This is a genomic window from Fibrobacter sp. UWB3, from assembly GCF_002210405.1.
GTDB lineage: Bacteria > Fibrobacterota > Fibrobacteria > Fibrobacterales > Fibrobacteraceae > Fibrobacter.
In genome coordinates, this window is sequence record NZ_MWQJ01000007.1 from 135,705 (window position 1) to 160,565 (window position 24,861).

The following is a 24,861-nucleotide window of genomic DNA, read 5'->3' on the forward strand; positions in this document are numbered from 1 at the left end:
TGAGTGAGTAATTAGTTCAATATCACGAACGGAACCCACCGCTTGTAGAAGCGTTCTTGGAACTTGATAGGGGAGAGGATGGGGTTGTGGTCGCCTTGAACAATGAATCTTGTTTCGGGGTGTTTTTGTGCCAAAACGGCGATTTGCGAGAGTGTCTTGATAAGTCGTTCTGTGTAGGCGGAATCTATAGCTTCGGCGTTGTTATTGTAAATATCAGAAAATCCGGGTAATGGAAATTTTGTATCGTGGGTTGTCCAAGCTATAAAGTGTTTTTGAGTAGTGTCGGCGAGGATGTTGTCTATTTTGGCAATCATTTGAGCGTCGTTTAAAATGAGATCGCTTTTTGATTTTTTGCCATAAAACGAATCATTAAATCCTATGTTTGCGATGTATTTGTGCCGCCATTGTTCCATGCTGTCTCCGCCAAATAGGAATGTTGTTTTGTAGCCGATGTTTGCGAATGTTTGGGGTAAAAAGGTGGTATCTCGATGGCCTGTGGAGTCGCGTGTGAAAGTTTGTATTAGGTCTTCTCGTTCTGCTGTGCGGGTGCGGCTATACATGCGATTGTGAATGCCAACGAATATTGGGGCGTTGAATGTTTTTAATTGTTTTTCGAATCGCTTTATATCAAGAGGAATGCCCCAGCTTTCTACAAGTATGATGACATTGTTGCGTGTCGTGTCAACGTAATTTTTTGTGATGGAAACGGAATCTGTGACTGCCCATTCTTCTTTGAATTCATCGGAAATATTAGTTCGCTGAACGGGCTTGGGTGCGGTGCGTTCTAAGTAGTCGATTGTCGGGAATTGGACGAGTGGCTGGGCAGGATAGTAATTGAGTGCAGCTAGGTGAACGAATAGCGTAACGAATAAAATAAAGCTTATGGTGTTGAATTGGAATGATTTGATTTTCCAAACCATGGCGATTGCGAGGCTGCATGTGGCGAATGGTAATATTCCATACCAGCTTGTCTTCCAGTTTTTAAAGGCGAGTTGGTTTTGCAAATCTGTCCAAGCGATGGTGAAAAGTGCTGCAATGAGTAATATTAGGAGTCCTGAATATGTTATAAAACGTGCCGGGATTTGTTTTGGGCTTTTTAGGAAACCTCGCGGTGAAAAGAGTCTGCTACTCGGTATTGTCCTTAAAAGTTTTTCTTTGATAAAAACAATGAACAGCAACAATGCAAAGAACTCATAGCCGAATAGGCCGCGGACAATGTTCTGCCCTTTCTCGAATGTCAGTAAAAAAGATACGATGGTGATGAGAGCACTTGCTATGAGGGGGTATAGGAGACGTTGCATTATTCAGCCTCCTTTGAAAGAGTGTCTGCACTTTGTGTTAAACGGTATTTATAGAATGTCATGTCCCCAAATTTGGCAAGTGTGTCTAGGACAACTTTGTTGTAATAGTGGCGTTCTAAAAAATCGGTTAATCCGGGCTTGTTTAAGACAATTACGTTGTTTTTGACAACGTCCTTGATGGGATTGCTTATGCCAAAGTCTGCTAGTGCTGTGGTAACTTCGGGTAAGTAGGGTGTCCAATAGCCGAATGAAACTGTGCGTCTGAATGAACCGATTGGCGTTGCCAAGTAAGGCGGATTGCGGTGGTGGCTGAATCGCATGAATGCGTTCATACTGAGCAAAAACATTTTGTCGGGTTGGCTGTCGATGTAATTGAAAACTTGTGTGTAATCAGTGGAGTCTTCAACTGCAATTGTTCTCTTTTCTCCATTGACGGGGTTGCGAACTAAGTTCCCTGAATTTGCGTATGAAATTGTATTTGCAGTGGCGATTACGCCTAGTATGGTGTAAACAAGCTTTCGTGGAATTGCTAGCGTGATTTTATTGAATAACGGAATGGCGAGGACTGCTGCATAAAGCCAAAATCCGCTTTCGACGCGATAGACTAGCCGTCCCATAGCAAGCAGTTGAGCCATCAGTGCCAAGATGATAAAAAGGGATGCCCATGCGTAAATGGATTTTTTTCGATTCGTTATATAAATCAACAAGCACATGATAAACCACGTCCAAAAAAGTGGAGAGTGGAGTGCGTTGCTGAGGGCCGAAAATAATTGGCGAGGGATGAATTCTAGTGGATTTGTATCGCGATAAGGGGGAATGACATCGGTGTATCGTTTGAGACTGTCAACAGAGAAAACTTCGGTGTCATAGTGAACCCATTCTGTGAGCATGAGGTAATCTTTGCTGGATAATCCTAGTTCTTCGATATCTTCTAATACTGCGTTCTGATTGTAATTGCTGTTGTCGCCTAAAGCCACGCGAGGCCCTTGAAATTTATTGAATGCTTCGTATTCGGGAGTCTTGTATATATTTTGATCGAAATTGTGCATTGCGAATGCTGCCGCAAAAAGAATTGCTAGGCCTGCAATCACATGCCATTTGGCTTTCCAACACTCACGCAAAATAAATAGTAGCCCAAGACAAAAGAACGGCATGCCCATGAGGAACGCTTGCCACCGCATCACAGAACCCCACAGCATGAGGAGGACTCCTAATATAAATGGAATTGCTTTTTGAATGTCATTCTGGAGCGAAGCAACGGAATCCATAAAGCCATTGCGAGCTCCAAGGTCGTTGAGTCTCGCTGAAACGGTGGTGTGGCAATCTGTGTTTGATTGTTTTACCACTCCGTATGCAAACAGCAACATTCCTGCGGCACTCAAAATAGATGCACATTGCGTAAATTGAACCACTAAATAAAAGTCGCTTGCGAAAAGGGCCGTAAATAGAGCCGCTAGAATTGCTCCCCAACGTTCTCCGCATCGCTGTAACAATACGTATCCAATAACTGTGAACGAGAGAAAAACCGAGAACATTTCGCCAATATAATACCATCCGATTTTAGGGAATAGGTGGTATAATGGCGATAGTGCGTAGCCATAAATGGCGTTGACGAAAATCAAATGCGGATTATAATCTGTGCCGAGTGCGCCTGTGAGACGCGCTGCCATAAAGTAGTCATCGACGGCGCCAAACTTAAGGTCGCCGAAAATCAGGCATAAAGCTAAAAAGAAAAGATTAATAACTAAAGAGAATGTGAGTGCGCGTTTAAAAGGCATGTGAAAAATATATATTTTTTTGATATGATTCGCGTTTGTCAGGTGTTGCATGGAATTGTTGGTGGTGGTTCGGAACAAGTCGTTTTGAACTACTGTTCGCGTATGCACGACATTCATTTTGATTTGCTATATCAGTACGAGCCGAATCCGCAAATTTTGGAACGGTTCCGCGAAGCTGGAATCAATTGTATCCAGATTCCAGACAAGGTGCATCATCCGTTGAAACATTTATGGACGATGTTTAGGATCTTTCGTAATGGTAATTACGATGTGGTCCATAGCCACTTGGATTGGTTTATGAACAGCTATGTGTGCTTCTTGGCGATGCTTGCCGGTGTCAAGAAACGAATTGCTCATCACCACCAGGCTTATACTGTTTCGCAACCTTCTCGTTCTGGCTGTAATGTCACCCCGGACTTGTTCCGGGGCGGAATCGCCTATTCCATAAAAACGACATTATGCTCCGTAATGCGAATCCCTTGCAAACTTTTCGCCACTCACTGGCTTGCTTGTGGTGAAGCTGCCGCCATTAATGGTTGGGGTGCAAATACGGTAAAAACTGGCAAGGTGACGATATTGCCCAATGCCATTGATCCGGAACGGTTTAAATTTTGCGAATCCGTACGGCGAGAAATCCGTGTGAAATATGGAATTACCGATGATGATTTTGTAATCGGACACGTTGGGCGATTTTTCCCTGAAAAAAATCACAAATTCATTGTTGAATTGTTTTCAGAATATTCGCAGAACCATAGTAATTGCAAATTGCTACTGGTAGGGAATGGGCCTCTGCAAACTGAAATTCAGAACCAAGTAAAACAAAAAGGTATTGAAGGTAGAGTCATTTTTGCTGGATTGCAAAAAGATGTCGTTGGATTCTATAGTGCAATGGATGTCCTTTTGTTGCCTTCAACGCGTGAAGCTTTCCCGATGACGCTGATAGAGGCTCAATATACTGGATTGCCATGTATAGTGAGTTCTGCTGTGCCAAAGGAAACTGCTATAACGGACTGTGTATTCCAATTGCCAATTGAAAATGCAAAGCCTTGGTGTGAAATGTTAAGCTCGCTGAACTTGGCTGTTGACCGCAGGAATCCGCAGATAAAAAGCGAACGGTTTGATATTTGGAAATGCTACGGAATGTTGGAATCACTTTATCAGGTTGTATAATTTCATTATCAGCTTTTTTCCAAAAATTCGAATCATAAAATTTGCAAACTGTTGTTTAGGGCCAATCCATGATGCTGCGTAATGGTGAATTGTGCGTGTATTTTCTGTAATTTGGATTTTCCCAAATTCTGAAGGCTTGGGACAGAAATATTCGGCCGGATAAAAGTTTGCTCCTTCGAAATTAATAATGCCGGGTGATGCTTGTAGCCCTTTTGAACTCAACATTTCAGAAAAGTACTTGACAATCGTTTTTTTGTTGAGTGTGCCAGATGTAGTCTCGAACTGTATGTTGGCGTATAAGTCTAGCATTTCTTTTAATAAATGAAATTTTGGTTTGCAGGCAAATCCAAGGCCGGGATTACAAGCGAAATGGCTTTCGTTTTCGAGACCGAAAAATGATCCTTTTGCGAGAATATCATCTAGAGATTTGATGACCTCAACGTCTGTGTCAAAATAAATTCCGCCGTATTCATAAAGAATTTTGAATCGTGCATAGTCACTGACGAATGCGTATTTCTTATGCTTGTAGGCTTGTTTTGTATAGAGAATGTTGTTGACATCAAAGTTGTCTTCGTTCCATTCCTTTATCTCATAATCGGGTAGAAATTTACGCCATGAAGCAATGCATTTCTTTGCAAGAGGCGGCAACTTGTTATGACCGAACCAACAGTAATGTATGACTTTGGGAATCATTTTTGAATATTACCCGTTGTAAAAAAATAAATAATTGCTTATATCATTATCGGTTTCGTTATCTATTCTTTGGTGGTTGTATCCAAAATCTTTCAAGTATTTGTTGATTTCATTGAAAAACGGATTCCTAATTTCTATGAATATAGTGGGCTTGTGCGTTTTAATTGTGTTGAGCATTCCTTTTATAACATTGAGTTCGAATCCTTCAACATCAATTTTTACAAAAGAAATATCTTGCTCAAATTTTAAATCGTCGATGGAAATTATTGGAATATTGCCTTCGCTTGAGATCTTTAGTTGTGACGAACCCGTGTTGTTTATGTTGTAGCTTTTTATTTGTGCCGTTCCTCGTGTTTCTCCTACGCCAACATTAAATAATTTCACTTTATTTTGAAGATTGTTTATCGAAATATTTTTCTGTAATATTTGAAAAGTGTCTTGTACGGGCTCAAAACAGTATGCGCTTTGTATAAGGTCCTTTGAAAAACAATATAAAGTGTGATTTCCTATATTTGAACCAATGTCAAGAAAAATTCCTTTTTGGGGCGTGTAAAATCTGGATTGTTTGAAGATTGTGTTTAGTATTTCTACTTCATAAAAATTTTTTGTGTTGGCAATTTCTTTTTGAATAAGATCCGTTTTGTAATATGGAATGTAAAATTTTATCCCATTTTTCATGGTCAAAACGAAATCATTCTTTTCCATTTCTCTATCCATGTATAGAAATCGTTTTAATGCGTATATTCTTTCATGCCATTGCAAAATAGAGTAAAGTTTGATGCAAAACTTGTTTTTTTTAAGATTGTTTCGAATGTTGGAAAACATTTTTATCCTTGATTTAATGAATTTGTTATATAAATAAATCTGTTTAATTGGGTCTCTGGAGAATAATCTTTTTTTAATTTTTCTGCAATTGCCTTTAGTGAGGCTTTGGATGGAGGCGTGCTGATAATTTCATCTATTTTTTTTGATAATGAAATATAATCATTTGCTGGTTTGTAATAATTTAGTAATCCTTGTGTTGACTCTTTTAGAGCTTCGCTAGTTGAACTGATTACAGGGACTCCGCATATTGCAGCTTCTATGGGGGTGTAGCCAAAGCCTTCATGTAGTGATGTGGTGATGAATAGAGAGGCGTTTTCATAAACATAGTGGAGTTCTTCATTAGAGAGATCTTTTAGATGGATTATGTTTTGCTCTAGTTTATTTTGCTTAATTAGCGATTTGACCTGATTATCCCAAAAAGTGGTTTCTTTACCAACGATGACTAATTTATAATCGTTTTTAAACTTACATTCATTGTATGCTGCTATAAGTGTTTGAACATTCTTATGCGGCTGAAGTGTGTTTACATATAGAATGTATTTGTTGGGGATACCTTCTATTTGAGTGCTGCTTTTTGACAGTGATACACTATTGGGAATGATATGGATCTTGTTTTCGGAAATAGACAAATATTGAATAATGTCTTTTTTTGTACACCCAGAAATGGCTACTACTGTAGATGCTTGATTTATAAGTTTTTTGTAAAAGGCAAGATTTTTTAAATTTATTATTCTGGAATTTGTTTTTATCCCTTTTAAATCATGAATAACGATGATTTTTTTTTGAGTGATTTCAGCTATTGTTCCGCGATCTTGATCGCTTGCGATAAGGACTGTGTCGCAGTTTATTTTTGAGAGTGCTTTTTTGTATGTATAGCGAGCATATAAGTCGCTGATTATTGGAATCCTGTAAAGAAGATAATTTCGCTTGATTGTGTATATCTTGTAGTTTGGATACCTTTGGGAATATGACTTAAATTGGCTTATGTCTGCTAGCAATGTTATATTGGAAATCCCGTTAGAGTAAAAGGAGTCAACCAACTTGGTTATGTATGTAGGAATGCTTGCGTGAACATTCTTCGCATTTATGCAGGACATGTCAATTAAAAGATTCATAAGGGATTTATTAAAAGGCTATTATTTGGTTTTATGAGCTAATTTAGTTGAAAAATCATATAAGGGCTTGTAGAGCATTATTATCGTGTAAGCTAATATAACTGTTAAAGAGCTTATATTCAAATCAGATGCGGTTTTGAATATGTTTTGTCTTTTTCTTACAGCACCATGATATATTCCGATTGCTAAAAAACGTTTTCTCCAGTCTCTTGGAAATGATAAAATTTGTCCTTTTGCCCATAATAGGCATCCTTGTGGATTTTGTGTATGCTTGTTGTTGTTGTATGTTAGTCCGTTTTCTAAATAGTCCCCAATATATATAATTTCGTTGAACCATCGCATGTAATAACCATTTCTTGCGAGTTTATTTGATACAATTTCTTCGGAAATGAAATTTTCTCCAGGAATTTCGGGAAATGGAAATTTTTTTAGAATTTCAGTAAAATAGATTTCGGGTTTATCGCCTTGAAGATTATTCTGCCTTCGTTCTGTATTTTTTGCGTCTATGTAAAGGCTTGAATTGTTCCTTTCTCCAATAACGTTGAGTTCTTTGTTTCCTCGAAGTCCTGCTACGCCTGCCCATTTGTGCGAATTGTCTAAGGTATTGGTCCATTTGGTTACTTTTTCTACAGCATCTTTTGTTAAATAATCGTCTGAATCTACAGTAAAAAATAATTCTCCATTTGCTAATTGGACTCCGCGGTTTATTGCTCTATGTTTACCGCCGTTGGTTTGTTTTATATAGCGAATTGGGAATAGCTGTGATTTGGAAAGTATTTCAGAAAAATATTTTTCCGTGTCGTCTGTACTACCATCATCAACTACTATCCACTCAAAGTTTTTTGCAGTTTGTGACAAAAGTGATTGATAGAGCCTTTCTATCAATTGTCTACGGTTATAGGTGGGTGTGAAGATGGTGACAAACGGCATAAAAAACTCTAAAATATTTTTTTATATAAAAGATAAATAAAGGGGAAATGACAAAAAAAACTTAAAGAATGTGAATGTTCGTAATTGACATTGAAATCCTGGAAATCTTTTAAATATTGGGTTATTTTATTCTTTGCAAAATTTCTTTTGTCTTTCTTCAAGATGTATAAAGTTAAACATTTCCATAATAATGTTGCTAAGGTTTGTTGAAAAAATGCTGTATCTTTTTTTTCTTTAAAAAATTCATATTGTGATTCGAATACTTTGATAGCATCTTCAGGGTGTTGGGGGTATACAGATTTTGTTAATCCATTTTTTGACTGAAAGTAAAAATACGCTTTATAATTGCATTCTGCAATTTGATTGGACGCGTAAAAATACTTATATACAGTAGCTTCATCTTCAAAATGGAGCCTTTCAGGGAAGAATATACCAAATATAATTTTTTTCTTGAATATCTTACCCCAAGGAACGATTATTGTGAAATTTCCTTTTTTTTGATTTTCAAGCAAATAATCTTTTGCGTTTCTGTATGAAAAATTGTGATTCAATTCGGGTGGTGTTAAAATGTAATCGTTGCATATTTGGTAATTGCATATGGATATATCAATGTCTTCGTATTCAAATGGTATCATTAGTTGCTCAATGTAATTGGAGGCTATCCAATCGTCTGCATCCAAAAATGCAATGTACTCTCCACAGGACATCTGAATGCCTATATTTCTAGCTACAGAAGCGCCCTCGTTTGTCTTGTTGATAAGTACAATTCTGGAGTCTTTTTGGGCGTATTTATTGCAGATATTCAGGCTTGTATCGGTTGAGCCATCATTAATGAGAATGATTTCCAGATTAGTATACGTTTGGTTTACAATAGAATTTAAACAGCGGGTTAAATATTTATCCGCATTATAAATGGGGACGATTAAAGATACTAGGGGATTCATTTTCTGATATGGAATGGTGAAATTTTTCGAAGGATTGTATATAAATAGGGGTGCTTGCAAAAAATTTTAAGTAGAAAATAGTGGATAAAGGGATTGCTTTGTTTTTTTAGATATTTCTCGTAGTAATATAGTTTTATTTTAAGATTTTCATTTGATGAAATACTATTAATGTATAAAATTTGCCAACAAATAAGTTTGGCTTGGGTGGATAGTAAATCAATCATGTTATTTTTTAATATAAAATCAAATTGTTTTTCTTCTGCTTCTAACAAATCATGTGGGTGTTGATTTCCCATGATGCTGTCGGGGCGTTGAAAATAGAAATAGAGAATTTTGGAAGTGTATGATATTTTTTTTGATTTATTAAATAGGAGATAAGTCGTGAATTCGTCTTCATGAAATTTCCCAATAGGAAAACGAAGTGTAGAAAAAAGATTTTGTTTGTATATTTTCCCCCATGAAACTATAAATGCAAGGTGATTCTGGCTGAATAAGTGAAAAATCGCTTCTTTGTTTGAATATGTTTTTATAACGCTTTTAGAGTCTTGTTTTGGTGTGTTTTGCGTAGTTCGGATATTTTCTGCAATAGCAATGTCAGTATTTTCTTTTATTGTAATTTTAAATAACTCTTCAATATATTTTTCATCCACCCAGTCATCGCTGTCAACAAACGAAATAAATTCTCCTTTGCATATATCTAATCCAACATTTCGAGCATCTGATAACCCGCCGTTTTGTTTGTGAATGACTACAATGCGTTTGTCCTTTGCTGCATATTCATCACAAATCTGTGGACATCCATCGGGGGAACCATCATCTACCAAGATGATTTCAAGATTCGCGTAGGTCTGGTTGACAATGCTATCTAAGCATCGCCGCAAATACGGCTCAACCTTGTAGATGGGGACGATTATGGAAACTAGAGGATGAATCATGCTTTATTTTTTTTGCTTGATTGGAAAAATTTTTTTCGAATATCTGTGTTAGGTAAGTGGAGAAATTTCCAAATTTTCGCATATAGCGGGAGATTGTCGTATGGATTTACCCAGGAAGCTGCAAAATGATGGATTGTTCTAGTATTTGGGGTAAATTTTTTTTCGCCAGTTACGTAACTTATAGGGCAAAAATACTCCATTGGGTAAATGTTAATTTCATCAAATTGGATTATTCCTGATTGAGGCTTTACTCCTTTTTTTATAAGTAATTCTGACAAGTATTGAACTACGGTGTTTAAGTTGAGTTTTCCATTGGGAAGTAAAAAATTTAATGATTTATATAACTCTATCATGTCTTTACATATTCCAAGCCCGGGATTACAAGAAAATCCAAGCCCCGGAGCGCATGCAAATTTTCCAGTAAGGCAATCTTCTTCTAATCCCCAAAAAGACCCTTTATCAATGATATCGTCTAAAGGTTTTATAACTTCCACATCTGTGTCAAAATATATGCCTCCATGTTCATACATTATTTTGAATCTGGCGTAATCGCTTACAAATGCATATTTTTTTTGTTGGTACGCTTGAGTTGTATAGGGAATTTCGTTGACGTTAAAATTGTCTTCGGTCCATTCTTTTATTTCATAGTCTGGAAGAAATTTTTTCCAGGAAGCAATGCATTTTAAAGCTAAATCGGGGAGGGGCTTTCGTCCGAACCAACAGTAATGAATTGTTTTAGGAATCATGATTATTTCCGACACTAAATTACGTTTAAATTTTATTTTTTAGCCATTTTTTATTTTCTTTGATTTTTAGGTCTGCAATATCCCAATTTATATCGCATAACAGTATGTCAAGATTATCCTTGTAGATTCTTGTTTCCAACTCCATTTGTTTTGTTAAATCGTATATTCTTTCATTCATATCGCTCATTAGATTTATAAGAGGAAAAACAAGGAATGGCTTATGATAAATTATTGAAAATGCAGTCCCGTGGAATGAATTTGTGATTACATATTTTGCATTACTTATCAGACCGAGCCATTCTTCTACAGTTGCATAGATTTTGTTTGGAATATTTTCATTTCTACCTTGACTTTCTACATACTTAACTTCTAATCCATGTCTGTTACAAAATTCAATGATTTTGAATATAGGCAACGCAATTTCTCCGCCAAGCATATAGATTAATACATATGGCTTATTAAGGGGAACTTTTGTTGCAAACTTGTTGTATTCTCCAGTTTCTAGTAAAAAAACGGGGTCCAAAATTTTAACAGCATCGTTTCGTCCGCATTGTTTGCAAAGCTCAATGCCGTTGTTTTCGCGAACGGTGATGAAATCGAATTTTTTTAAATAGGGGGTAAAACTTTTTAGTTCTTTTTTTGTGTATTTTCTGTGCCCAACGCTAGGCGCTATCGAAAAACGCCTTATTTTTTTTTGCACCCAGCCGAGCATCCAATACCATCCTGCCGCAGACCATGTTTGATCGCTGCCTACACAGAACGAATCGTATCCACTTGAAAGTATTTCGTCAAAAGTCCCAGTTTGACATGAAAAATACTTTTTTCTGAAAGAGTTAAAGTGTCTGGGATGAGTTTTTTCTTGATTTGCTGTAGTTAATGCCCATTCTTTGAATGTGTTTTCTTTTTCAAGTTCTTTTTCAATAATTGAATTTTTTTTGTGAGGCGTTAATCGTGAAGCGACGTTTTTAAGATAACCATATGTGATTTGTATAGACCACTTGATAAGACGGGGGAATGTTCTTTTCCATCCGTTGGGCTCGACAAGGATTGGAACATGACCTAAACTTTTTAAATATTCCTGAGTTGCCAAATATTGGAGTATTTGACCATAGTTGTCGATTGTCGAATTGAATGTTATAATTCCTATTTTTGCCATTTGCGGATGAATAAAATTTTCTTTATGATAAATAATGAGAAAAAATAAAATTTTTGAAAAAATATGTACGAATACTTTATTGCTAGACCCGTATTTAAACTCAACTTTAATGGGAAATGAAATCTATCATACATGAAATAGAATACTTTTGAATGAAAATTCTGGGGGGGGCTCTTTTTTAGAGCTATGTTTCCGTAACAAAAATCGTCAAAATTTGTTTCTATATAATTAGCGTGAGACTTGATACAATTATGTAAAGGTGAGCTCCATGATATTAATGCGCTTACTCCAATATCGTCAAAATAATCAGGATAATTTCGTTCTATTCCCCAATAGTCCGCTATCGTCATGTCCGAGCCGCTCTTCCCATTTCTAAAATGACAAAAATGGCATGACGGGCGTAATACAAAATCATGTAAAAACAATTGCATATATGGTTGTTGCCATGCATTTTCAATGATTTTTTTGCCAGAAAGCGTTATGCTAAAACTATATGAATCCCATTTCCATCCAGTAGACTTATCTTTGAAAATTATGTTTTCAATTTTTCCTTTCGATGAAATGTTTTTTAAATAGTCTTCCCAAATTCTTGGATTTGGTACACCGTGGCAGGCAACATCAACGGTGGTTAAGTTTGAATATTTCTTATTTAGAAATCTCAATAATCCTGCGATTTGACAAGGTGTTCCTGAAAATAATACAGGAATTTTATCTTGTAAATCTTTTTGAACTTGTTTGAATGTTGTTCCCATTGTGCTTTGAACGTATTTTGAACCTCGTAAAAGGTATAGTTCAGTTTCAGATTCTACACGAATGTGATGTACTTTCCAATTGTTATCAAACGCAGCTCCATAAACAGTTCCTCCTTTAGCCAATGTGTCTTTGGCGAGAATAGAGAATACTCCGCCTGAGGAACTAGCTATTCGTTCTTCTTTATTTTTGCTTTTTACGGCATAAACGTGTTTGGGGATACGTTCTTCAGACTCGTTTTTTATAGGACACACTTTATCACATGCTTTGCAATTTATGCATGCTTTTTCGTTAACAACAGGATAATCAAATCCAAGTTTGTCCCTATGCATTTTTATTGCGTGAACAGGACATGCTTGTTCGCATGCCGAACATCCACAGCAATCTATTTCGTTTTCAATCCTTATCATACATTAGTTGAAGAATTTCTTTAAAATAAGTTGTCTGTCTTCTTTAGTTAAAATTATAATAAAACTGAAAATGAAACATGGTATGCAGATGGCTGTTGTTGCGATGAATAGTTCAATCCATGAATTTGGAACTACTATGTGACGAATTCCGTAGCCTGCCAAAAGACAAAGTGCTAGACAGAAAAGAGATTTGAAAATGTCCTTAAAGAAAGATTTTTTGGATATTTCCAAGCACTGAGCTCCATATATCGGTAAGAAGAGGAAACCTCGAATAATTCCGCAAATAGAACGAGTACCAGCAAGAATGAAAAGTCTTTTTTCTGGTGATTCAAAAAAACACATGGATACCATTACAATTGCAAAAACAAGAAGATTGTTTGCGACTGTGAAAATTGTTGGAACTTTGATTTTATTTGTTACTGTAAAAATGTTCCAAAGGGATTCTAAGGGTAAGGTGTATGGCAGGGCGAATGTCCCCAAAATAGTTAATCGTATTAGTTTAGATGAATCTTCTGTCGGTAGCCAAAGTTTAAAGAAACAATCTCCATAGATGTAGAGAAATACTAAGGGTACTACTGCAAAAAAAGATAAGAAACGAATAGATTTATGGATCTCTTTTAGAAGATTGTCTTTTTTGTTTTGGGCGTATAATTTTGTGAAAACTGGGGCGAAAACTCCGGATATGGTTTGGAAAAGACCGAGTATCAAAAAAGGAATATTTTTAGTTATTGCGAACATTCCCATTTCAATGGTGCCAATAAATAAATTTGCAATTAGAAGATCTAAACCCTGCCCAAGAATGTCGCCCAACTTCGCAATTAGATTCCAAACACCTGATTTTAGAAGTTCCTTTATTTTCCCAAAATCGAAATAACTTTTTTTTATATGTAGGTCTGGTGTAAGGCTTGCAGCGAATCGAAAATTCGTGATGGCAGTGTATGCTGCGAGAAGAAATCCGGCAAGGCCGATATACCAAAGATGGATATTAAAAAAAGAGAAGCACAATACTATGGTTGATGCGTTTATCACAGTTCCTAGGATGTTTCGAATGTTTCCTAAATCTAGTCTGTTTTTTACAAAGAGAGAGACTCCCCACGTGTTTGATATTAGGTTGAAAATGTTGTTTAATGCTAATAATGCAAATAGCATTTTGACTTCAAAAATAAGAGTCTGAGGAATGCTGACGATAGATTCCATCCATATGATGAAAAACAAAGAAAGTAATGCAATGATTAAGCTAAGGATGATATTGGAAAAGAAAACGGATGTGTAGTATTTGTTGGCAGAGTCTATCTTGTTTTTACAATATTCAATAGTGATAAATCGTCCGGCCATGGAATTTAAGGCTATTGAAATCAGTCCTGTATAGCTGATGATATTTGTTGTCAGGCCTATAAAACCATATGCTTCGGTTCCTAATGATTTGACTATGTATGGCGTTAAGAAAAAATTAATAAAAAATCCCACTACAAATGCTGCAACTGCGGCTATCATGTTGAGTGGAAGTTGTGAAAATGTTGCCATTATATATGTGAACCTGTTTGTTGTCGTTTTTTATTTCAATATGGTCATGCTGCTGTTGCTTTTCATCTAGAACAGGTTCTCTTTGATAACTTTTTTCTGCTTTTGCTTCAGGATGAAATCTGTTACCAAACGAAAAAAATCAGCTTCTTCTGGGTCTTTTGCCGATGAGATAATGTCAAAGGATTCGTCAAAATTGATTTTTTGACATTGTGTGTAGAGTTGATGTAATGCTTCTTTGTTTGACATAGAGATCTATTTCAATAATATAGATTAAAAGTCCTATGATGGCGAATTTATATGGGGATTGATGCCTAATTTGGGGCTTTATACTAGTTTTTGTTGTGGGTATTGACAATGTCTTTCTTATCCTGATTTTAATGCTGGTAGCAATGGCTATGTTCTTTCTGCGAGGTAGTGTAAAAAAACGCTTTAAATTTGTTTTTATATATTTTATTAACGATGGACGAAAAATCGCAAATCATCTATATGCAGACTAGGCTTACGCGTCTTGCGGCGGAAAGGTGGAAAATGTCGCTTCCGCAGGTTGCAACCCTTTTTGAAGAAAAGGGGGTGTATCATTATATCGCGAAGATGTGGGATTTGTTCCATGTAGAGGGTGATTTAGCTGTACTTGACGATGTAAAGCAGTATCTTGACGCGAAGGGGGCTACCTGTGGTTGATTTATTGAAAGATGGAGACATCCTTTACCATGGTAGCTTTTGCGAAGTACAAACTCCTGATTTACAGAAGTGCGCTCGTTATAAGGATTTTGGTCAAGGCTTTTACCTGACAACTGACAAGAAACAGGCCGAATCCTTTGCTAAAATTTCTACGCAGAAAGCTATAGAAAATAGTCTTGTTGCAAGTCAAAAATATGGCGTGGTCTCGGCGTTCCGGTATAAAGAGGATGGCTATCTCAATATCAAAATCTATGAGACTGCTGATTCATCTTGGCTTCATTGTGTAGTTGCTCATCGAAAGAAAAACGTTTTCGCTGATGTGCTGGGAGATTGCTCTAAATATGATGTTATTGGGGGCAAAATTGCAAATGATGCAACCAATAGTACGATTGTGACTTATATGGCGAATGCGTTTGGCGAGATTGGCTCTGCCTCTGCAGATGATATTTGCATTCGGTTGTTACTTCCAGAGCGATTAAAGAATCAGTATTGCTTCAAGTCTAATGCCGCATTGAACCAACTGTCGTTTATGGGGAGTGAACGTGTATGGATGTAATGACTGATCGCATTAATGCAGCCATTGACTTGCTTACTACGATGGTTGTTGAAAGCATAGCAAAAGAGGATGGTTGTGATGCATCCGATGTTTTGCCTCGCTTTTTACGCTCGCATACGGGACAAATGCTCTATAATGAAAGTAGCAAGCTTTGGTGGGATGGCCCCGCATTTATAGAGGAACTATACCGTCAGGAACTATCTAAAACGTCTGTTCGCGCACAACGTATTGCGGTGACTGGTTGATGCTGATGTAGATGCGGCCGATGTATTCGCCGATGAGCCCGAGCAAAAGCATGATCATGCCGCCGGTAAAGAGTATGGTGGCGAGCATGCTGGTGTAGCCAACGGGGACTTCGGGGAACATGAGTTTTTTGTAAATGACAAAGAGGCCGGCCCCGAAGCCTACGAGGGCGCAGAGGATGCCGATGAAGGTGGCGGCGCGGAGGGGCTTCACGGAGAATGCGGTAAAGCCGTTAATCCAGAGTCGAATGAGGCCTGTGAGGGTGTAGCCGGATTCGCCTTCTATGCGGTGGCGGTGTTCGACTTCTACGTTGCCGAGGCTCTTGGTGGCGCGGAAAACGAGGCCACTGATGTAGGCGAAGGGGTGGGGATAGCGCACGATTTCATCGGCGATGAATTTGCGCATGATAAAGAAACTCGTGGTGTGGAGCGTCTTGGGTTGGCCGATGATGGCTTCTGCCATTTTCTTGTTGACCCAGCTACCAAAGCGGCGGAACAGGTGCTGCGCGGAGTGCCTGTAATAGCCGTAAACAACATCATAACCTTCTTCGATTTTGTCGACGAGCTTGAAGCTTTCGCTGGCGGGCGTTTGTCCGTCGTCATCGAGGCTGATGATGTAATCGCCAGTAGCTTGTCCGTAACCAGCCATGAGCGCGCTGTGCTGACCGAAATTTTTGGCGAGGCAGATTCCCTTGATATGCGTGTCTTCGGCGGCAAGCTTCTTGATGACTTGCCATACGTTGTCGGGGCTGCAATCGTTGACGAGTACGATTTCGTATTCGGTGCTTGGGCGTGTGGCGATTGTTTCGCGGATTTCTTGGACGACTGCCGAGATTGTGTTTTCGCTACGGTAACAGGGAATTACAAAAGAGAGTTTCATCTAGAACCTTTGCTGAACGGATTCCCACTTGTTGCTTTGGGCGGACTTGGCGGCGGCTTGCATCATGGCGAGGCCTTCGAGCGATGTGCGGATGCCGCATACGTACTGGCTTTTGAAGCTGCCGGTGGCAAAATACTGGTTGAGGCAATCGGCGATGTCTTTATAGTAGTTCGCGAAAGCTTCGATGAATCCGGCGGGGTGGCCTGCTTTGAAGCGATTGTAACGCTGCTGGTTGGCAATTTTGACGTCGCCGGTGCGGTCGCGGAGGCTAACGTTGCCGCGCAGGTCGCACGTCTTGAGCGTTTCGGGTTCTAGCTGGAACCATTCGGCGCTGCCTTCGCTGCCGTAAACGCGGATGCGCAGCCCATTGCGGTTGCCGAGTGCAGTCTTGCTGAACCAGATTTGTGCGCGAACGTTGTTCGTGTATTGCACGAGTGCGCCCACGTTATCAACGATTTGCGGGAAGAGTCCGAAGGTTGTCTGGTCGGCGACGATGTGTTCGGGGCGTTCGCCTGTCAAAAAGTAAATCATGTTGTGCAGGTGGCTGCCGAGGTCGAGTGAAATCTTCGGAATCACGGTGTCCTTGAGTCGCCAACTTTGCGGCTTGGGCGGTTCGTTGTTTGCGCCTAGGCGCATAAAGCCTTCTTGCGGCATTTCAACTTGCACTTGCTGAATTTTTCCGAGCTTACCATCGGCGATGAACTGCTTGAGTTCGCGAATCATCGGGTATCCGGTGTAGTTGTACGTGGTGCAGAAAAATCCTTTTGTTTCGGCAACAACTTTTGCAATGGCTTCGCCTTCGGCAACGCTTGTGGCGAGCGACTTTTCACAAATGACGGGGTAACCTGCTTTGAGCGCGTCGATGACGATGTCTTTGTGGTAGTCTGTCGGTGCGAGTACTACGACTGCATCGAGTTTGCCTTTTTCGGCTTGCAATAAATCTTGATATTTCGCGTACGTGCGTTCTTCGGAAACACCCCAGGTGTGGGCAGTTTCGCGGTTTGTTTCTTCGTGCGTGCTGAATGCGCCGGCCACGAGTTCAAAATGGCCGTCCATCTGGCTTGCCGCCTTGTGGACTTCGCCGATGGCTGAATTGATTCCGCCTCCGATAAACGCAATTTGGTAAGGTTCTTTTTTCATCGTTTTTGAATATAGGATATTTCTTTTCGATTAGATGGCGGATCTGGTCCGCCATGGCGTTTTTAGTTGTCATTCCGGGCTTGACCCGGAATCTCCTTTATTCTACTATGATTTTGGCAAGTTCCGTCATTCTTGCTGTTTTGTCTTGCATTTCGGCGAGGGTGTCGAACTTGAAAAATACGATGCCTGCTTTGTATAAGAGCTTGTCTGAAATAGATTCGCCCGGCTTGTACCACAGAAATTTTTCGACGATATTCTTTTGAATTTCTGGAGCAAAGGTGACGTCGCGGACTATTCCTTCACGGTCCGCCATAATGCAATGCCTGAGCCAGGATCCTTGCGTGGGAACATCGGCGATGCCCGAAATATCCATTCCAGTTTCTGCCATCACAATGAATTTTGGGTAGTCGATTCCGGTGGCGTATTTGACGAATTTGATGTACAGATCTCCTGGCGGTCGGCGACATATCTCAATGATGACTGGCGTGCCGTCAGCACGCTCGATGTATTGGATATGCAAAATGCCATCGACGAGGTGTAATTCGCGGGCGATGCGTTCGCTGTAGTCACGGAGCTTGGCGAGGCCCGCAGCACTTGTGGTGCTTGGCGAGTTTGCTCCCGAGACCATGTACTTGTTGAGGTGATACTGTTCGTTGTCGGAAAATGCAAATGCGACTTTGCCTTTCACGAGCATGGCGGAGAATCCGTGGTTTGTGCCTTGTACGAATTCTTCGACTACAATGTGGTCTTGCCGAGTGCAGCTGCAGGCATCTTTGTAGGCCGCGCGAGCTTCTTCGATGTTGGCGGCACGGTGGATGCCTTTGCCACCGGTCAAATCAACGGGTTTGACGATGATGGGAAAGGTGAGCTGTGCAATTGCCTCGTCAAAATCTTCGCGCATCTCGGAAGAGCACTTCTCGGCGACTTTAATTGTAATTGCCTGCGGTGTCGGTATTCCTAGTCTTGTCGCAAGTGCGCGATATTTGTCCTTATGATGTAGCTCAAGGCTTGTCGCATAGGAATCATGCCCTGGCAATCCCATTTTTTCGCAAACGTACACTGTTGAAAGCAAAGCGAAATCGTTGCATCCGGAACAAACTGCTTGCACGCCTTCATTGCTGGCTAGTTCTAACATAGCGTTTTTGTCGCTGAAGTCTGCAAAAACGGTCTTGTCGGCGTAAGGGTGTCCGAGCCCATCGCGATTGTTACCCGTAGTAATCACGTACCAGCCGAGTTCATGTGCCGCTTGAATGAGCGGAATTTCAGCATGGCTGCCGCCTAATAACAAGAGCTTCTTTTGTGGATTGCTTTGCTCCATTTCTTTTTACTTCCCGAAAAATTCCTTTACTTTATCACACACGAATTCCTGATCGTCTGGCTTTAATCCGTAGAACATGGGGAGTCGCAACAGACGGTCGCTTTCGTGGGTGGTGTAACGGTCTTCGCCATTGAAACGTCCGAAACGTTTACCGGCGGGGGCGTTGTGGAGCGGCACGTAGTGGAATACGGCGAGAATCCCGTTTTTGACGAGGTGCGCAATGAGTGCGGTTCGTGTTTTGAGATCGGCGACCTTCAGGTAGAACATGTGCGCGTTGTGGCAACATTCTGGCGGAATGTACGGAAGTTGCAAATCGCCTGCATCGGTGAGCGGCTGTAAACGTTCTCGGTAAGCGTTCCAGCTTGCCATGCGATTGTCGAAAATTTTCTGAGCGTTTTCGAGTTCGGCGTAGAGGTAGGCTGCGTTGAGTTCGCTTGGCAAGTAGCTGGAGCCGAGTTCCACCCATGTGTACTTGTCGACTTCTCCGCGATGGAACTGCACGCGGTTTGTGCCTTTTTCGCGGATGATTTCGGCGTGGTCAGAATACTTCTTGTCGGCGATGAGAATGGCGCCGCCTTCGCCCATGCTGTAGTTCTTTGTCTCGTGAAAACTATAGCAACCGAAATCTCCGAGCGCCCCAAGCGAACGACCTTTGTAGGTGGCCATCATGCCTTGCGCGGCGTCTTCGATGACGAATAAATTGTGCTTTTTAGCGATGGCGTTGATTGTATCCATTTCGCAGCCGACGCCTGCATAATGCACGGGGACGATGGCGCGAGTCTTTTCTGTGATGGCTTCTTCAATTAGCTTTTCGTCAATGTTCATTGTGTCCGGACGGATGTCCACAAACACGCATTTGGCACCGCGCATGGCAAAAGCATCGGCGGTTGAAACGAACGTGAACGACGGCATGATGACTTCGTCACCGGGCTGGATGTTGCACAAAAGTGCGGACATCTCAAGAGCGTGGGTGCAACTTGTGGTGAGCAATGCGCGGGCGACACCCGTTTTTTGTTCCAGCCAGGCGTGGCATTTCTGGTTGAATTGCCCATCGCCGCAGATTCGGCCGCTTTCAACGGCCTTCCGTACATAATCAATTTCAGGCCCCACGAAGGGAGGCTGGTTAAAAGGAATTTTCATTGCTCTACACATCCCTAATTCTTTACAAAGCGTAATATATAATTTCTTTGGGAGTGTAGTGCTCATTTTACCTCCCAATGGCCGCCTTTGTCGGGGCCTACACGTTTAATGATTCCTTTTTGTTCCATTTTTTTCATATTCTTATTTACATGAATGCGGCTGATTCCTACGATAGCTGCAATTTCGTCTTGAGACACTGACGGATCTTGCTTAATTATCAATAAAATTTTTCTTTGGTTTTCTGTAACCTTTTCTGTAACCTTTTCTGTAACCTTTGGTGAGTTTTCGGATTCGTTTCTGGAAATTTCTTGTGTCTCTTTTCTCCAGATGATGGTCTTAAAGTCGTCGTCATCTTGGAATAGAGGCTTTTTTAAACCGTATTGTAGGCATTGCTTTACAATGTCTCCTGTCCCGGTTCCCGTCTTTTCTATGTATCCACAACGTTGCATGGCTTCTTTTACGGCCTCCATAGGAAGTTCTGGATGTGTGGGGACTGCTGCGGTTAGGCCTTGTGCTCTTGTTCCTATCCAATTGTCAACGCGGCTCAGTACGAAACTCGTTGCTTGGTCAATCAGTTGAAAAACATCGCCTTTGTAGATTTGTAATGAGGGAATTGGTTTTTCAACTTTGTTCCCATAAAATTGGGCGCATTTTACTTCTGAGGTGATAAAGAATTTTTGAGGCTTTTTGCCGAAAAGGAGAATGGATGCGTTGGCTAATTTGCCTTTTTCATCAATCATATCTAAATGTCGTAAGAAGTTCTCAACGGGGGTGTCGGAACTTAGTTTAAAATTACGTCTTTGTTTTGAAAGCTGGATGAAATTTCGAACTTTCTCTTCGTCAATATCGTCTATGGTAGCCTCGTTATTTTTGGCTTGATCAAAAGGACCTGTTCGAATGAGTTCTTTCTCTTCCATGTAAAGAACAAGGGCTTTATATACAGCATTTTTCAATTCATCATAGTCGGTAAATGATCGCCTCACGTTGTTCTTTTCAACTTTTTGAATGAATTTTATCTCTTTGGGGTGTCTTTGTGAATTGTCTTTTTTGATGAATATAAGGCATGTTTTATGTAGCTTATTTGCAAGATTGTATTCCTGTTCTGTGGGGGATATGCTGTTTTTCGATGCCGTGCCATATTCGTTACCCAAAAGTCCTAGATATATATCGCTTTTCTCGACTTCTTTAAGATAAATGTCATGGGTTTTGCTGTTGCTTGCTGGATGATTTTCAAAGATGAATGGCTTGAAAAATAACGACAAAATTGGGTCGTTCGTTAAGTATGAGAATAGCTGTTTGCGTTCTTCGGCAAATTCCCTTTGTACGCTTGAAATAAATATTTGAAATTTCATAAATCCTTCCGTTGTTACTCCTTTAACTATTTCAAAAAATAGGTGCCCCTAAATTTATACTCCTCGCGATTTCGCTGTCAAGGGGGCGGACTTTTGTTGGTGCTCTGATGAAAATACTACACCACTTGCTTATATTAAAATTTTGAATTATATTATAGGTGTATTAAAATTATGAGGATTAAATGCGGGTTTATAGATGTGATGAATTAGCTGTAGTGACGCCGCCTGGGCGGCATCTTGCTGAAAAAATTGAAGAAATGGGCCTTGATGCCAATGATTTGGCTGCACGCATGGGCTACACGCCCAAGGCGGTGAATGACATTTTGCAGGGAAATTGCCGAATCACGCCCGAATCGGCCATTTCTCTTGAAATGGTTACGGAAATACCTGCTGGGTTTTGGCTGCGTAGTCAGATGGCTTACGACGAATTTTTGTCGCGTGAGAAAATTAAGGCTTCGCTTATGGATCAGTCCCTTTGGAAAAAGTCTTTCCCCGTGGAACTTGATGTCCGCGAATGGGTTCGACAAAAAAAGGATGAAAGCAAATCTTTGATGCCTCTGTTGAAGTTCTTTGCGGTGGCATCTCCGCAGGCATGGGATGGTTATTACAAAAAGGCGCAACTGAAGGTGGCGTTCCGTATTTCGCTTGCGGAGGTCAAGGATCCGTATGCGACTTCGGCGTGGATTCGCCGTGGCGAGATTCTGTCGGATCAGGATCCGATGGAAAAGCTGGGGCAGCCTGCGGTTCGTAAAAAGCTTAAGGCGGCGCTTCCTGAAATTATTGCGTTTGCGGCTGCAAACAAGAAGTTGCCGAAGCGCGAAAAGCGTATCACCTACTGGACGCCTGAGGCGGAAGTGGTTGACGACTGCATGACTGGCTTGCAAGAGTTATGCCGCAAAATAGGTATTCGCGTGCTTTTTGTACAGAATTTCAAGAGCTCGCCGATTCACGGCATGTATCGCTGGTACAAGGATGTTCCGCTAATCCAGTTGCATGACCGCTTTAAAAAGCGTGAAACGATGTGGTTCACATTCTTTCACGAACTTGCGCATGTGCTTTATCATGGCAAGAAGGGAATCTGCTTGCAGAACATCGAAATCACGCACAACTATCCCGAAAAAGAGGACGAGGCCAACTGCTTTGCGCAGAAGTGCATGCTGGAGGCGGGTTTCGACGCTTAGTATGTCAACCCGAATCCGTATGGGTAGAGTCCCTTTTTCCCGTCGCCAACGTTGATCGGGATTTGCTTGGCGTCTTTGGGCCAAGTGTGGGGGAGTTTGCCCGTGGGCTTGACTTTGCCAAAGAGTACGTCCGCAACGCCAGCTCCTTCGCTTCCGGGGAGCCATGCGACGACGAATGCATCGGCGGCGTTGATGAGCGAGGTGATGGGGAGTGGGCGGCCGGTGATGAGTACGACGGCCACTTTGTGACCTGCTTTTTGCCATTCTTTAATTTGTGCGATGTCGCTGTCGGTGCTATTGAATGACATGTCGGTTCTGGCTTTTTTGGTGATGATTTTGTTGTTGAAGTCATCGCCGCGGTAGTCACCGAACCATTCGGCATACGGAACTTCACCGATGACATAGACGATTGTCTTTGCTTCTTCGGCGGTGGCGACGCGTGCGCCATTTGCAACTTCGTCAAAGCCAGCCTGAATAGATGTTGCGCCGGGGACGTTTTCCATGGTGCCTTGCCAGCCTTGCGTCCATGCTCCGCATTGTAAGCCGGTGTTGTTGGCGTGGCTACCGGTGACGAAAATTTTGTCTGTAGTCTTGAGCGGGAGGACCATCTTGTTTTTCAAAATGACGAGGCTCTTTTGCACGGCTTCGCGGGCGAGTTGGCGGTGCTCTGCACTGCCGATGTTCTTTGTGACGCCAACGTAAGCGGCTGGGCCGCTTGGATTGTCAATCCTGCCCGCGCGGATTTTTGCACGCAAGATTCTGCGGCAAGCATCCTTGACACGTTCTTCGCTAATCGCACCTGATGCAACGAGCTCCTTCATGCTCTTGACAAAGCTTTCGGCAGATTGCGGAACCATTGCCATGTCGAGGCCTGCGTTGATGGCGTTCTTGATGGCGTCCTTCGAAGAAATTCCGGTGACGAGTCCGGGCGAGTAGTCGCCTGCGGCGCCTGGCGTTGTGGAGCTTTCGATGCCTTCCCAGTCGGCGATGACGTAACCGTCAAATGCTAGTTCTGTCTTGAGGATGCCTGTGATTTTTGCGGAGTCTACGTGCTGGTGGATGCCGTTCACCTGGTTGAAACTAGCCATGACGCTGAGGGCGCCTTGTTCAACGCCAGCTTCGTAAGGTGGCAAATACTTTTGGCGGAGGACTTTGTCTGTCATGGTGGCGTTTCCGCGGTCGAAACCGTTGTCTGTAGCACCGTCGCCAATGAAGTGCTTGAGCGTGGTGATGACGCGCCATTCGGCATCATTGTTGTCTCCCTGCTGACCGCGTACAAATGCGGCTCCGAGGTCAACGGCAAGTTCTGTAGTTTCGCCAAAACCTTCGTACACGCGGCCCCAGCGTTCGTCTTGCGGAACGGTGATGGCGGGTGCGAAGTTCAAGTCGATGTGTGCTGCCCACATTTCTTCGGCGACGGCTTGCCCGATTTTACGAACGAGTGCGGAATCTCGCGTGGCGCCAAGCCCGATGTTATGCGGGAAGATTGTTGCGTTATTCACGTCGGCGACGCCGTGGACGTTGTCCTTGCCGTAGATGACAGGTATTTTCTGTTTCCAGGCGTTGGCATAAAAGTCTGCCGTGTAAGCGCCGCCGCCTTCAAGAGCAGAACCGCAGATGCTGTTGCCGCATTTTACGGCCGGTGCTTTGGCTTGTGTCATTTGGGCAATCATGTCTTCGAGAGTCATCTTTGCCATGATGCTGTCGATGCGAGTTTCAATCGGGTCGCGCTTTAGCGTGATGCTGCCGTAATTGTTTTTGCCGGGAACGACGCTGAGTGTTTCGGGTAAAAATCCCGCTTTGTGTACGACGATGCTTTGACCTTTCTTGGCATTACCCAAGCTGAATGCGCCCTTGTCGTTGGTGAGCGTTCGCGCGTTGGCGATGAGCTTCGGGAGTGTCCTGACGGTGACTGCCGCGTTGTGGACGGGAGCGACCGATTCGTCAACGATATTCCCCTTGATGCTAGCCTGAGTTGTGGCTGCTAATGTAGCGATTGCAAAAATGCCGATTTTTGAAAAATTCATAATTTACCCTTTTACAAGATAAATCTACATTCAAAAAAGCGGGCGTGAAAACACGAGCCCGCTTTTT

24 protein-coding genes are annotated in these 24,861 nt (G+C 41.5%); 5 read left to right on the top strand and 19 right to left on the bottom strand.

The window, feature by feature from the left end:
* Positions 1 to 11: 11 nt before the first annotated feature.
* Together B7991_RS09430 and B7991_RS09435 are read right to left on the bottom strand one after the other, a co-directional pair.
* Positions 12 to 1,301, bottom strand: a complete 1,290-nt coding sequence (locus B7991_RS09430; protein WP_088630598.1) for a hypothetical protein — start codon at positions 1,299 to 1,301, stop codon at positions 12 to 14.
* Complete coding sequence (locus B7991_RS09435) at positions 1,301 to 3,079, bottom strand: hypothetical protein (RefSeq protein WP_097020135.1); 1,779 nt, start codon at positions 3,077 to 3,079, stop codon at positions 1,301 to 1,303. The genes B7991_RS09430 and B7991_RS09435 overlap by 1 nt, the downstream gene beginning before the upstream one ends.
* Here B7991_RS09435 and B7991_RS09440 point away from each other — a divergent pair, their 5' ends adjacent.
* Positions 3,080 to 4,249 (top strand): glycosyltransferase, encoded by a 1,170-nt coding sequence (locus B7991_RS09440; RefSeq protein ID WP_097020134.1) that lies wholly within the window; start codon positions 3,080 to 3,082, stop codon positions 4,247 to 4,249.
* Here the strand turns inward: B7991_RS09440 and B7991_RS09445 are convergent.
* From B7991_RS09445 to B7991_RS09495, 11 genes are all read right to left on the bottom strand, one after another.
* A complete protein-coding gene (locus B7991_RS09445; RefSeq protein ID WP_088630601.1) occupies positions 4,229 to 4,942 on the bottom strand; it encodes a glycosyltransferase family 32 protein in 714 nt (237 codons plus the stop codon). The two genes, B7991_RS09440 and B7991_RS09445, sit on opposite strands and share 21 nt — an antisense overlap.
* 9 nt (positions 4,943 to 4,951) lie before the next feature.
* On the bottom strand, positions 4,952 to 5,647 hold the full coding sequence (locus tag B7991_RS09450; protein WP_176421793.1) for an FkbM family methyltransferase: 696 nt from the start codon (positions 5,645 to 5,647) through the stop codon (positions 4,952 to 4,954).
* A gap of 122 nt (positions 5,648 to 5,769) precedes the next feature.
* Positions 5,770 to 6,882: a glycosyltransferase family 1 protein gene (locus B7991_RS09455; protein ID WP_088630603.1), complete on the bottom strand. Its 1,113-nt coding sequence runs from the start codon at positions 6,880 to 6,882 to the stop codon at positions 5,770 to 5,772.
* Between the two features lie 21 nt (positions 6,883 to 6,903).
* Positions 6,904 to 7,812, bottom strand: a complete 909-nt coding sequence (locus B7991_RS09460; protein ID WP_088630604.1) for a glycosyltransferase family 2 protein — start codon at positions 7,810 to 7,812, stop codon at positions 6,904 to 6,906.
* Between the two features lie 8 nt (positions 7,813 to 7,820).
* Complete coding sequence (locus tag B7991_RS09465; RefSeq protein WP_088630605.1) at positions 7,821 to 8,756, bottom strand: glycosyltransferase family 2 protein; 936 nt, start codon at positions 8,754 to 8,756, stop codon at positions 7,821 to 7,823.
* Positions 8,753 to 9,691 (bottom strand): glycosyltransferase family 2 protein, encoded by a 939-nt coding sequence (locus tag B7991_RS09470; protein ID WP_088630606.1) that lies wholly within the window; start codon positions 9,689 to 9,691, stop codon positions 8,753 to 8,755. The genes B7991_RS09465 and B7991_RS09470 overlap by 4 nt, the downstream gene beginning before the upstream one ends.
* Entirely contained in the window at positions 9,688 to 10,437 is a 750-nt protein-coding gene (locus tag B7991_RS09475; RefSeq protein WP_088630607.1) for a glycosyltransferase family 32 protein, read from the bottom strand. Before B7991_RS09475 ends, B7991_RS09470 begins: the two co-directional genes overlap by 4 nt.
* 25 nt (positions 10,438 to 10,462) lie before the next feature.
* Entirely contained in the window at positions 10,463 to 11,593 is a 1,131-nt protein-coding gene (locus tag B7991_RS09480; protein ID WP_088630608.1) for a polysaccharide pyruvyl transferase family protein, read from the bottom strand.
* On the bottom strand, positions 11,581 to 12,753 hold the full coding sequence (locus tag B7991_RS09485) for a Coenzyme F420 hydrogenase/dehydrogenase, beta subunit C-terminal domain (RefSeq protein ID WP_088630609.1): 1,173 nt from the start codon (positions 12,751 to 12,753) through the stop codon (positions 11,581 to 11,583). Before B7991_RS09485 ends, B7991_RS09480 begins: the two co-directional genes overlap by 13 nt.
* A 3-nt stretch (positions 12,754 to 12,756) precedes the next feature.
* Positions 12,757 to 14,277 (bottom strand): lipopolysaccharide biosynthesis protein, encoded by a 1,521-nt coding sequence (locus B7991_RS09490; protein ID WP_088630610.1) that lies wholly within the window; start codon positions 14,275 to 14,277, stop codon positions 12,757 to 12,759.
* 66 nt (positions 14,278 to 14,343) lie between these two features.
* A complete protein-coding gene (locus B7991_RS09495; RefSeq protein WP_088630611.1) occupies positions 14,344 to 14,523 on the bottom strand; it encodes a hypothetical protein in 180 nt (59 codons plus the stop codon).
* Between the two features lie 240 nt (positions 14,524 to 14,763).
* On the opposite strand from B7991_RS09495, the gene B7991_RS09500 reads away from it, so the two are divergent.
* Genes B7991_RS09500 through B7991_RS09510 form a run of 3 tightly spaced genes read left to right on the top strand, consistent with a single transcriptional unit; the run spans position 14,764 to position 15,759 of the window.
* Positions 14,764 to 14,958: a DUF3791 domain-containing protein gene (locus B7991_RS09500; RefSeq protein ID WP_254917924.1), complete on the top strand. Its 195-nt coding sequence runs from the start codon at positions 14,764 to 14,766 to the stop codon at positions 14,956 to 14,958.
* Positions 14,951 to 15,514, top strand: coding sequence for a DUF3990 domain-containing protein (locus tag B7991_RS09505; RefSeq protein ID WP_088630612.1), 564 nt, complete (start codon positions 14,951 to 14,953; stop codon positions 15,512 to 15,514). Before B7991_RS09500 ends, B7991_RS09505 begins: the two co-directional genes overlap by 8 nt.
* A complete protein-coding gene (locus B7991_RS09510) occupies positions 15,514 to 15,759 on the top strand; it encodes a hypothetical protein (RefSeq protein WP_254917920.1) in 246 nt (81 codons plus the stop codon). The genes B7991_RS09505 and B7991_RS09510 overlap by 1 nt, the downstream gene beginning before the upstream one ends.
* Here the strand turns inward: B7991_RS09510 and B7991_RS09515 are convergent.
* From B7991_RS09515 to B7991_RS09535, 5 genes are all read right to left on the bottom strand, one after another.
* Positions 15,716 to 16,636, bottom strand: coding sequence for a glycosyltransferase family 2 protein (locus tag B7991_RS09515; protein ID WP_088630614.1), 921 nt, complete (start codon positions 16,634 to 16,636; stop codon positions 15,716 to 15,718). The genes B7991_RS09510 and B7991_RS09515 overlap by 44 nt on opposite strands.
* The gene (locus tag B7991_RS09520) at positions 16,637 to 17,776 is read right to left on the bottom strand and encodes a Gfo/Idh/MocA family protein (protein ID WP_088630615.1); all 1,140 of its coding nucleotides are present in this window, start codon (positions 17,774 to 17,776) and stop codon (positions 16,637 to 16,639) included.
* Positions 17,777 to 17,873: 97 nt separating this feature from the next.
* Positions 17,874 to 19,094, bottom strand: coding sequence for an acetyl-CoA carboxylase biotin carboxylase subunit family protein (locus B7991_RS09525; protein ID WP_088630616.1), 1,221 nt, complete (start codon positions 19,092 to 19,094; stop codon positions 17,874 to 17,876).
* Positions 19,095 to 19,100: 6 nt separating this feature from the next.
* Positions 19,101 to 20,246, bottom strand: a complete 1,146-nt coding sequence (gene rffA, locus B7991_RS09530; protein ID WP_088630617.1) for a dTDP-4-amino-4,6-dideoxygalactose transaminase — start codon at positions 20,244 to 20,246, stop codon at positions 19,101 to 19,103.
* A gap of 50 nt (positions 20,247 to 20,296) precedes the next feature.
* Complete coding sequence (locus tag B7991_RS09535; RefSeq protein ID WP_088630618.1) at positions 20,297 to 21,586, bottom strand: DUF4062 domain-containing protein; 1,290 nt, start codon at positions 21,584 to 21,586, stop codon at positions 20,297 to 20,299.
* Between the two features lie 182 nt (positions 21,587 to 21,768).
* Here B7991_RS09535 and B7991_RS09540 point away from each other — a divergent pair, with 182 nt between their 5' ends.
* A complete protein-coding gene (locus B7991_RS09540) occupies positions 21,769 to 22,767 on the top strand; it encodes a HigA family addiction module antitoxin (RefSeq protein ID WP_088630619.1) in 999 nt (332 codons plus the stop codon).
* Here B7991_RS09540 and B7991_RS09545 read toward each other — a convergent pair.
* Positions 22,764 to 24,794, bottom strand: a complete 2,031-nt coding sequence (locus B7991_RS09545; RefSeq protein WP_088630620.1) for a glycoside hydrolase family 3 N-terminal domain-containing protein — start codon at positions 24,792 to 24,794, stop codon at positions 22,764 to 22,766. The two genes, B7991_RS09540 and B7991_RS09545, sit on opposite strands and share 4 nt — an antisense overlap.
* Positions 24,795 to 24,861: the final 67 nt, after the last annotated feature.

Bases quoted from the DNA above. Each gene is read 5' to 3' on its own strand.
- B7991_RS09430 (WP_088630598.1), bottom strand. From the start codon at position 1,301: ATGCAACGTCTCCTATACCCCCTCATAGCAAGTGCTCTCATCACCATC.
- B7991_RS09435 (WP_097020135.1), bottom strand. From the start codon at position 3,079: ATGCCTTTTAAACGCGCACTCACATTCTCTTTAGTTATTAATCTTTTC.
- B7991_RS09445 (WP_088630601.1), bottom strand. From the start codon at position 4,942: ATGATTCCCAAAGTCATACATTACTGTTGGTTCGGTCATAACAAGTTG.
- B7991_RS09450 (WP_176421793.1), bottom strand. From the start codon at position 5,647: ATGGAAAAGAATGATTTCGTTTTGACCATGAAAAATGGGATAAAATTT.
- B7991_RS09455 (WP_088630603.1), bottom strand. From the start codon at position 6,882: ATGAATCTTTTAATTGACATGTCCTGCATAAATGCGAAGAATGTTCAC.
- B7991_RS09460 (WP_088630604.1), bottom strand. From the start codon at position 7,812: ATGCCGTTTGTCACCATCTTCACACCCACCTATAACCGTAGACAATTG.
- B7991_RS09465 (WP_088630605.1), bottom strand. From the start codon at position 8,756: ATGAATCCCCTAGTATCTTTAATCGTCCCCATTTATAATGCGGATAAA.
- B7991_RS09470 (WP_088630606.1), bottom strand. From the start codon at position 9,691: ATGATTCATCCTCTAGTTTCCATAATCGTCCCCATCTACAAGGTTGAG.
- B7991_RS09475 (WP_088630607.1), bottom strand. From the start codon at position 10,437: ATGATTCCTAAAACAATTCATTACTGTTGGTTCGGACGAAAGCCCCTC.
- B7991_RS09480 (WP_088630608.1), bottom strand. From the start codon at position 11,593: ATGGCAAAAATAGGAATTATAACATTCAATTCGACAATCGACAACTAT.
- B7991_RS09485 (WP_088630609.1), bottom strand. From the start codon at position 12,753: ATGATAAGGATTGAAAACGAAATAGATTGCTGTGGATGTTCGGCATGC.
- B7991_RS09490 (WP_088630610.1), bottom strand. From the start codon at position 14,277: ATGGCAACATTTTCACAACTTCCACTCAACATGATAGCCGCAGTTGCA.
- B7991_RS09495 (WP_088630611.1), bottom strand. From the start codon at position 14,523: ATGTCAAACAAAGAAGCATTACATCAACTCTACACACAATGTCAAAAA.
- B7991_RS09500 (WP_254917924.1), top strand. From the start codon at position 14,764: ATGCAGACTAGGCTTACGCGTCTTGCGGCGGAAAGGTGGAAAATGTCG.
- B7991_RS09510 (WP_254917920.1), top strand. From the start codon at position 15,514: ATGACTGATCGCATTAATGCAGCCATTGACTTGCTTACTACGATGGTT.
- B7991_RS09515 (WP_088630614.1), bottom strand. From the start codon at position 16,636: ATGAAACTCTCTTTTGTAATTCCCTGTTACCGTAGCGAAAACACAATC.
- B7991_RS09520 (WP_088630615.1), bottom strand. From the start codon at position 17,776: ATGAAAAAAGAACCTTACCAAATTGCGTTTATCGGAGGCGGAATCAAT.
- B7991_RS09525 (WP_088630616.1), bottom strand. From the start codon at position 19,094: ATGGAGCAAAGCAATCCACAAAAGAAGCTCTTGTTATTAGGCGGCAGC.
- rffA (WP_088630617.1), bottom strand. From the start codon at position 20,246: ATGTGTAGAGCAATGAAAATTCCTTTTAACCAGCCTCCCTTCGTGGGG.
- B7991_RS09535 (WP_088630618.1), bottom strand. From the start codon at position 21,586: ATGAAATTTCAAATATTTATTTCAAGCGTACAAAGGGAATTTGCCGAA.
- B7991_RS09540 (WP_088630619.1), top strand. From the start codon at position 21,769: ATGCGGGTTTATAGATGTGATGAATTAGCTGTAGTGACGCCGCCTGGG.
- B7991_RS09545 (WP_088630620.1), bottom strand. From the start codon at position 24,794: ATGAATTTTTCAAAAATCGGCATTTTTGCAATCGCTACATTAGCAGCC.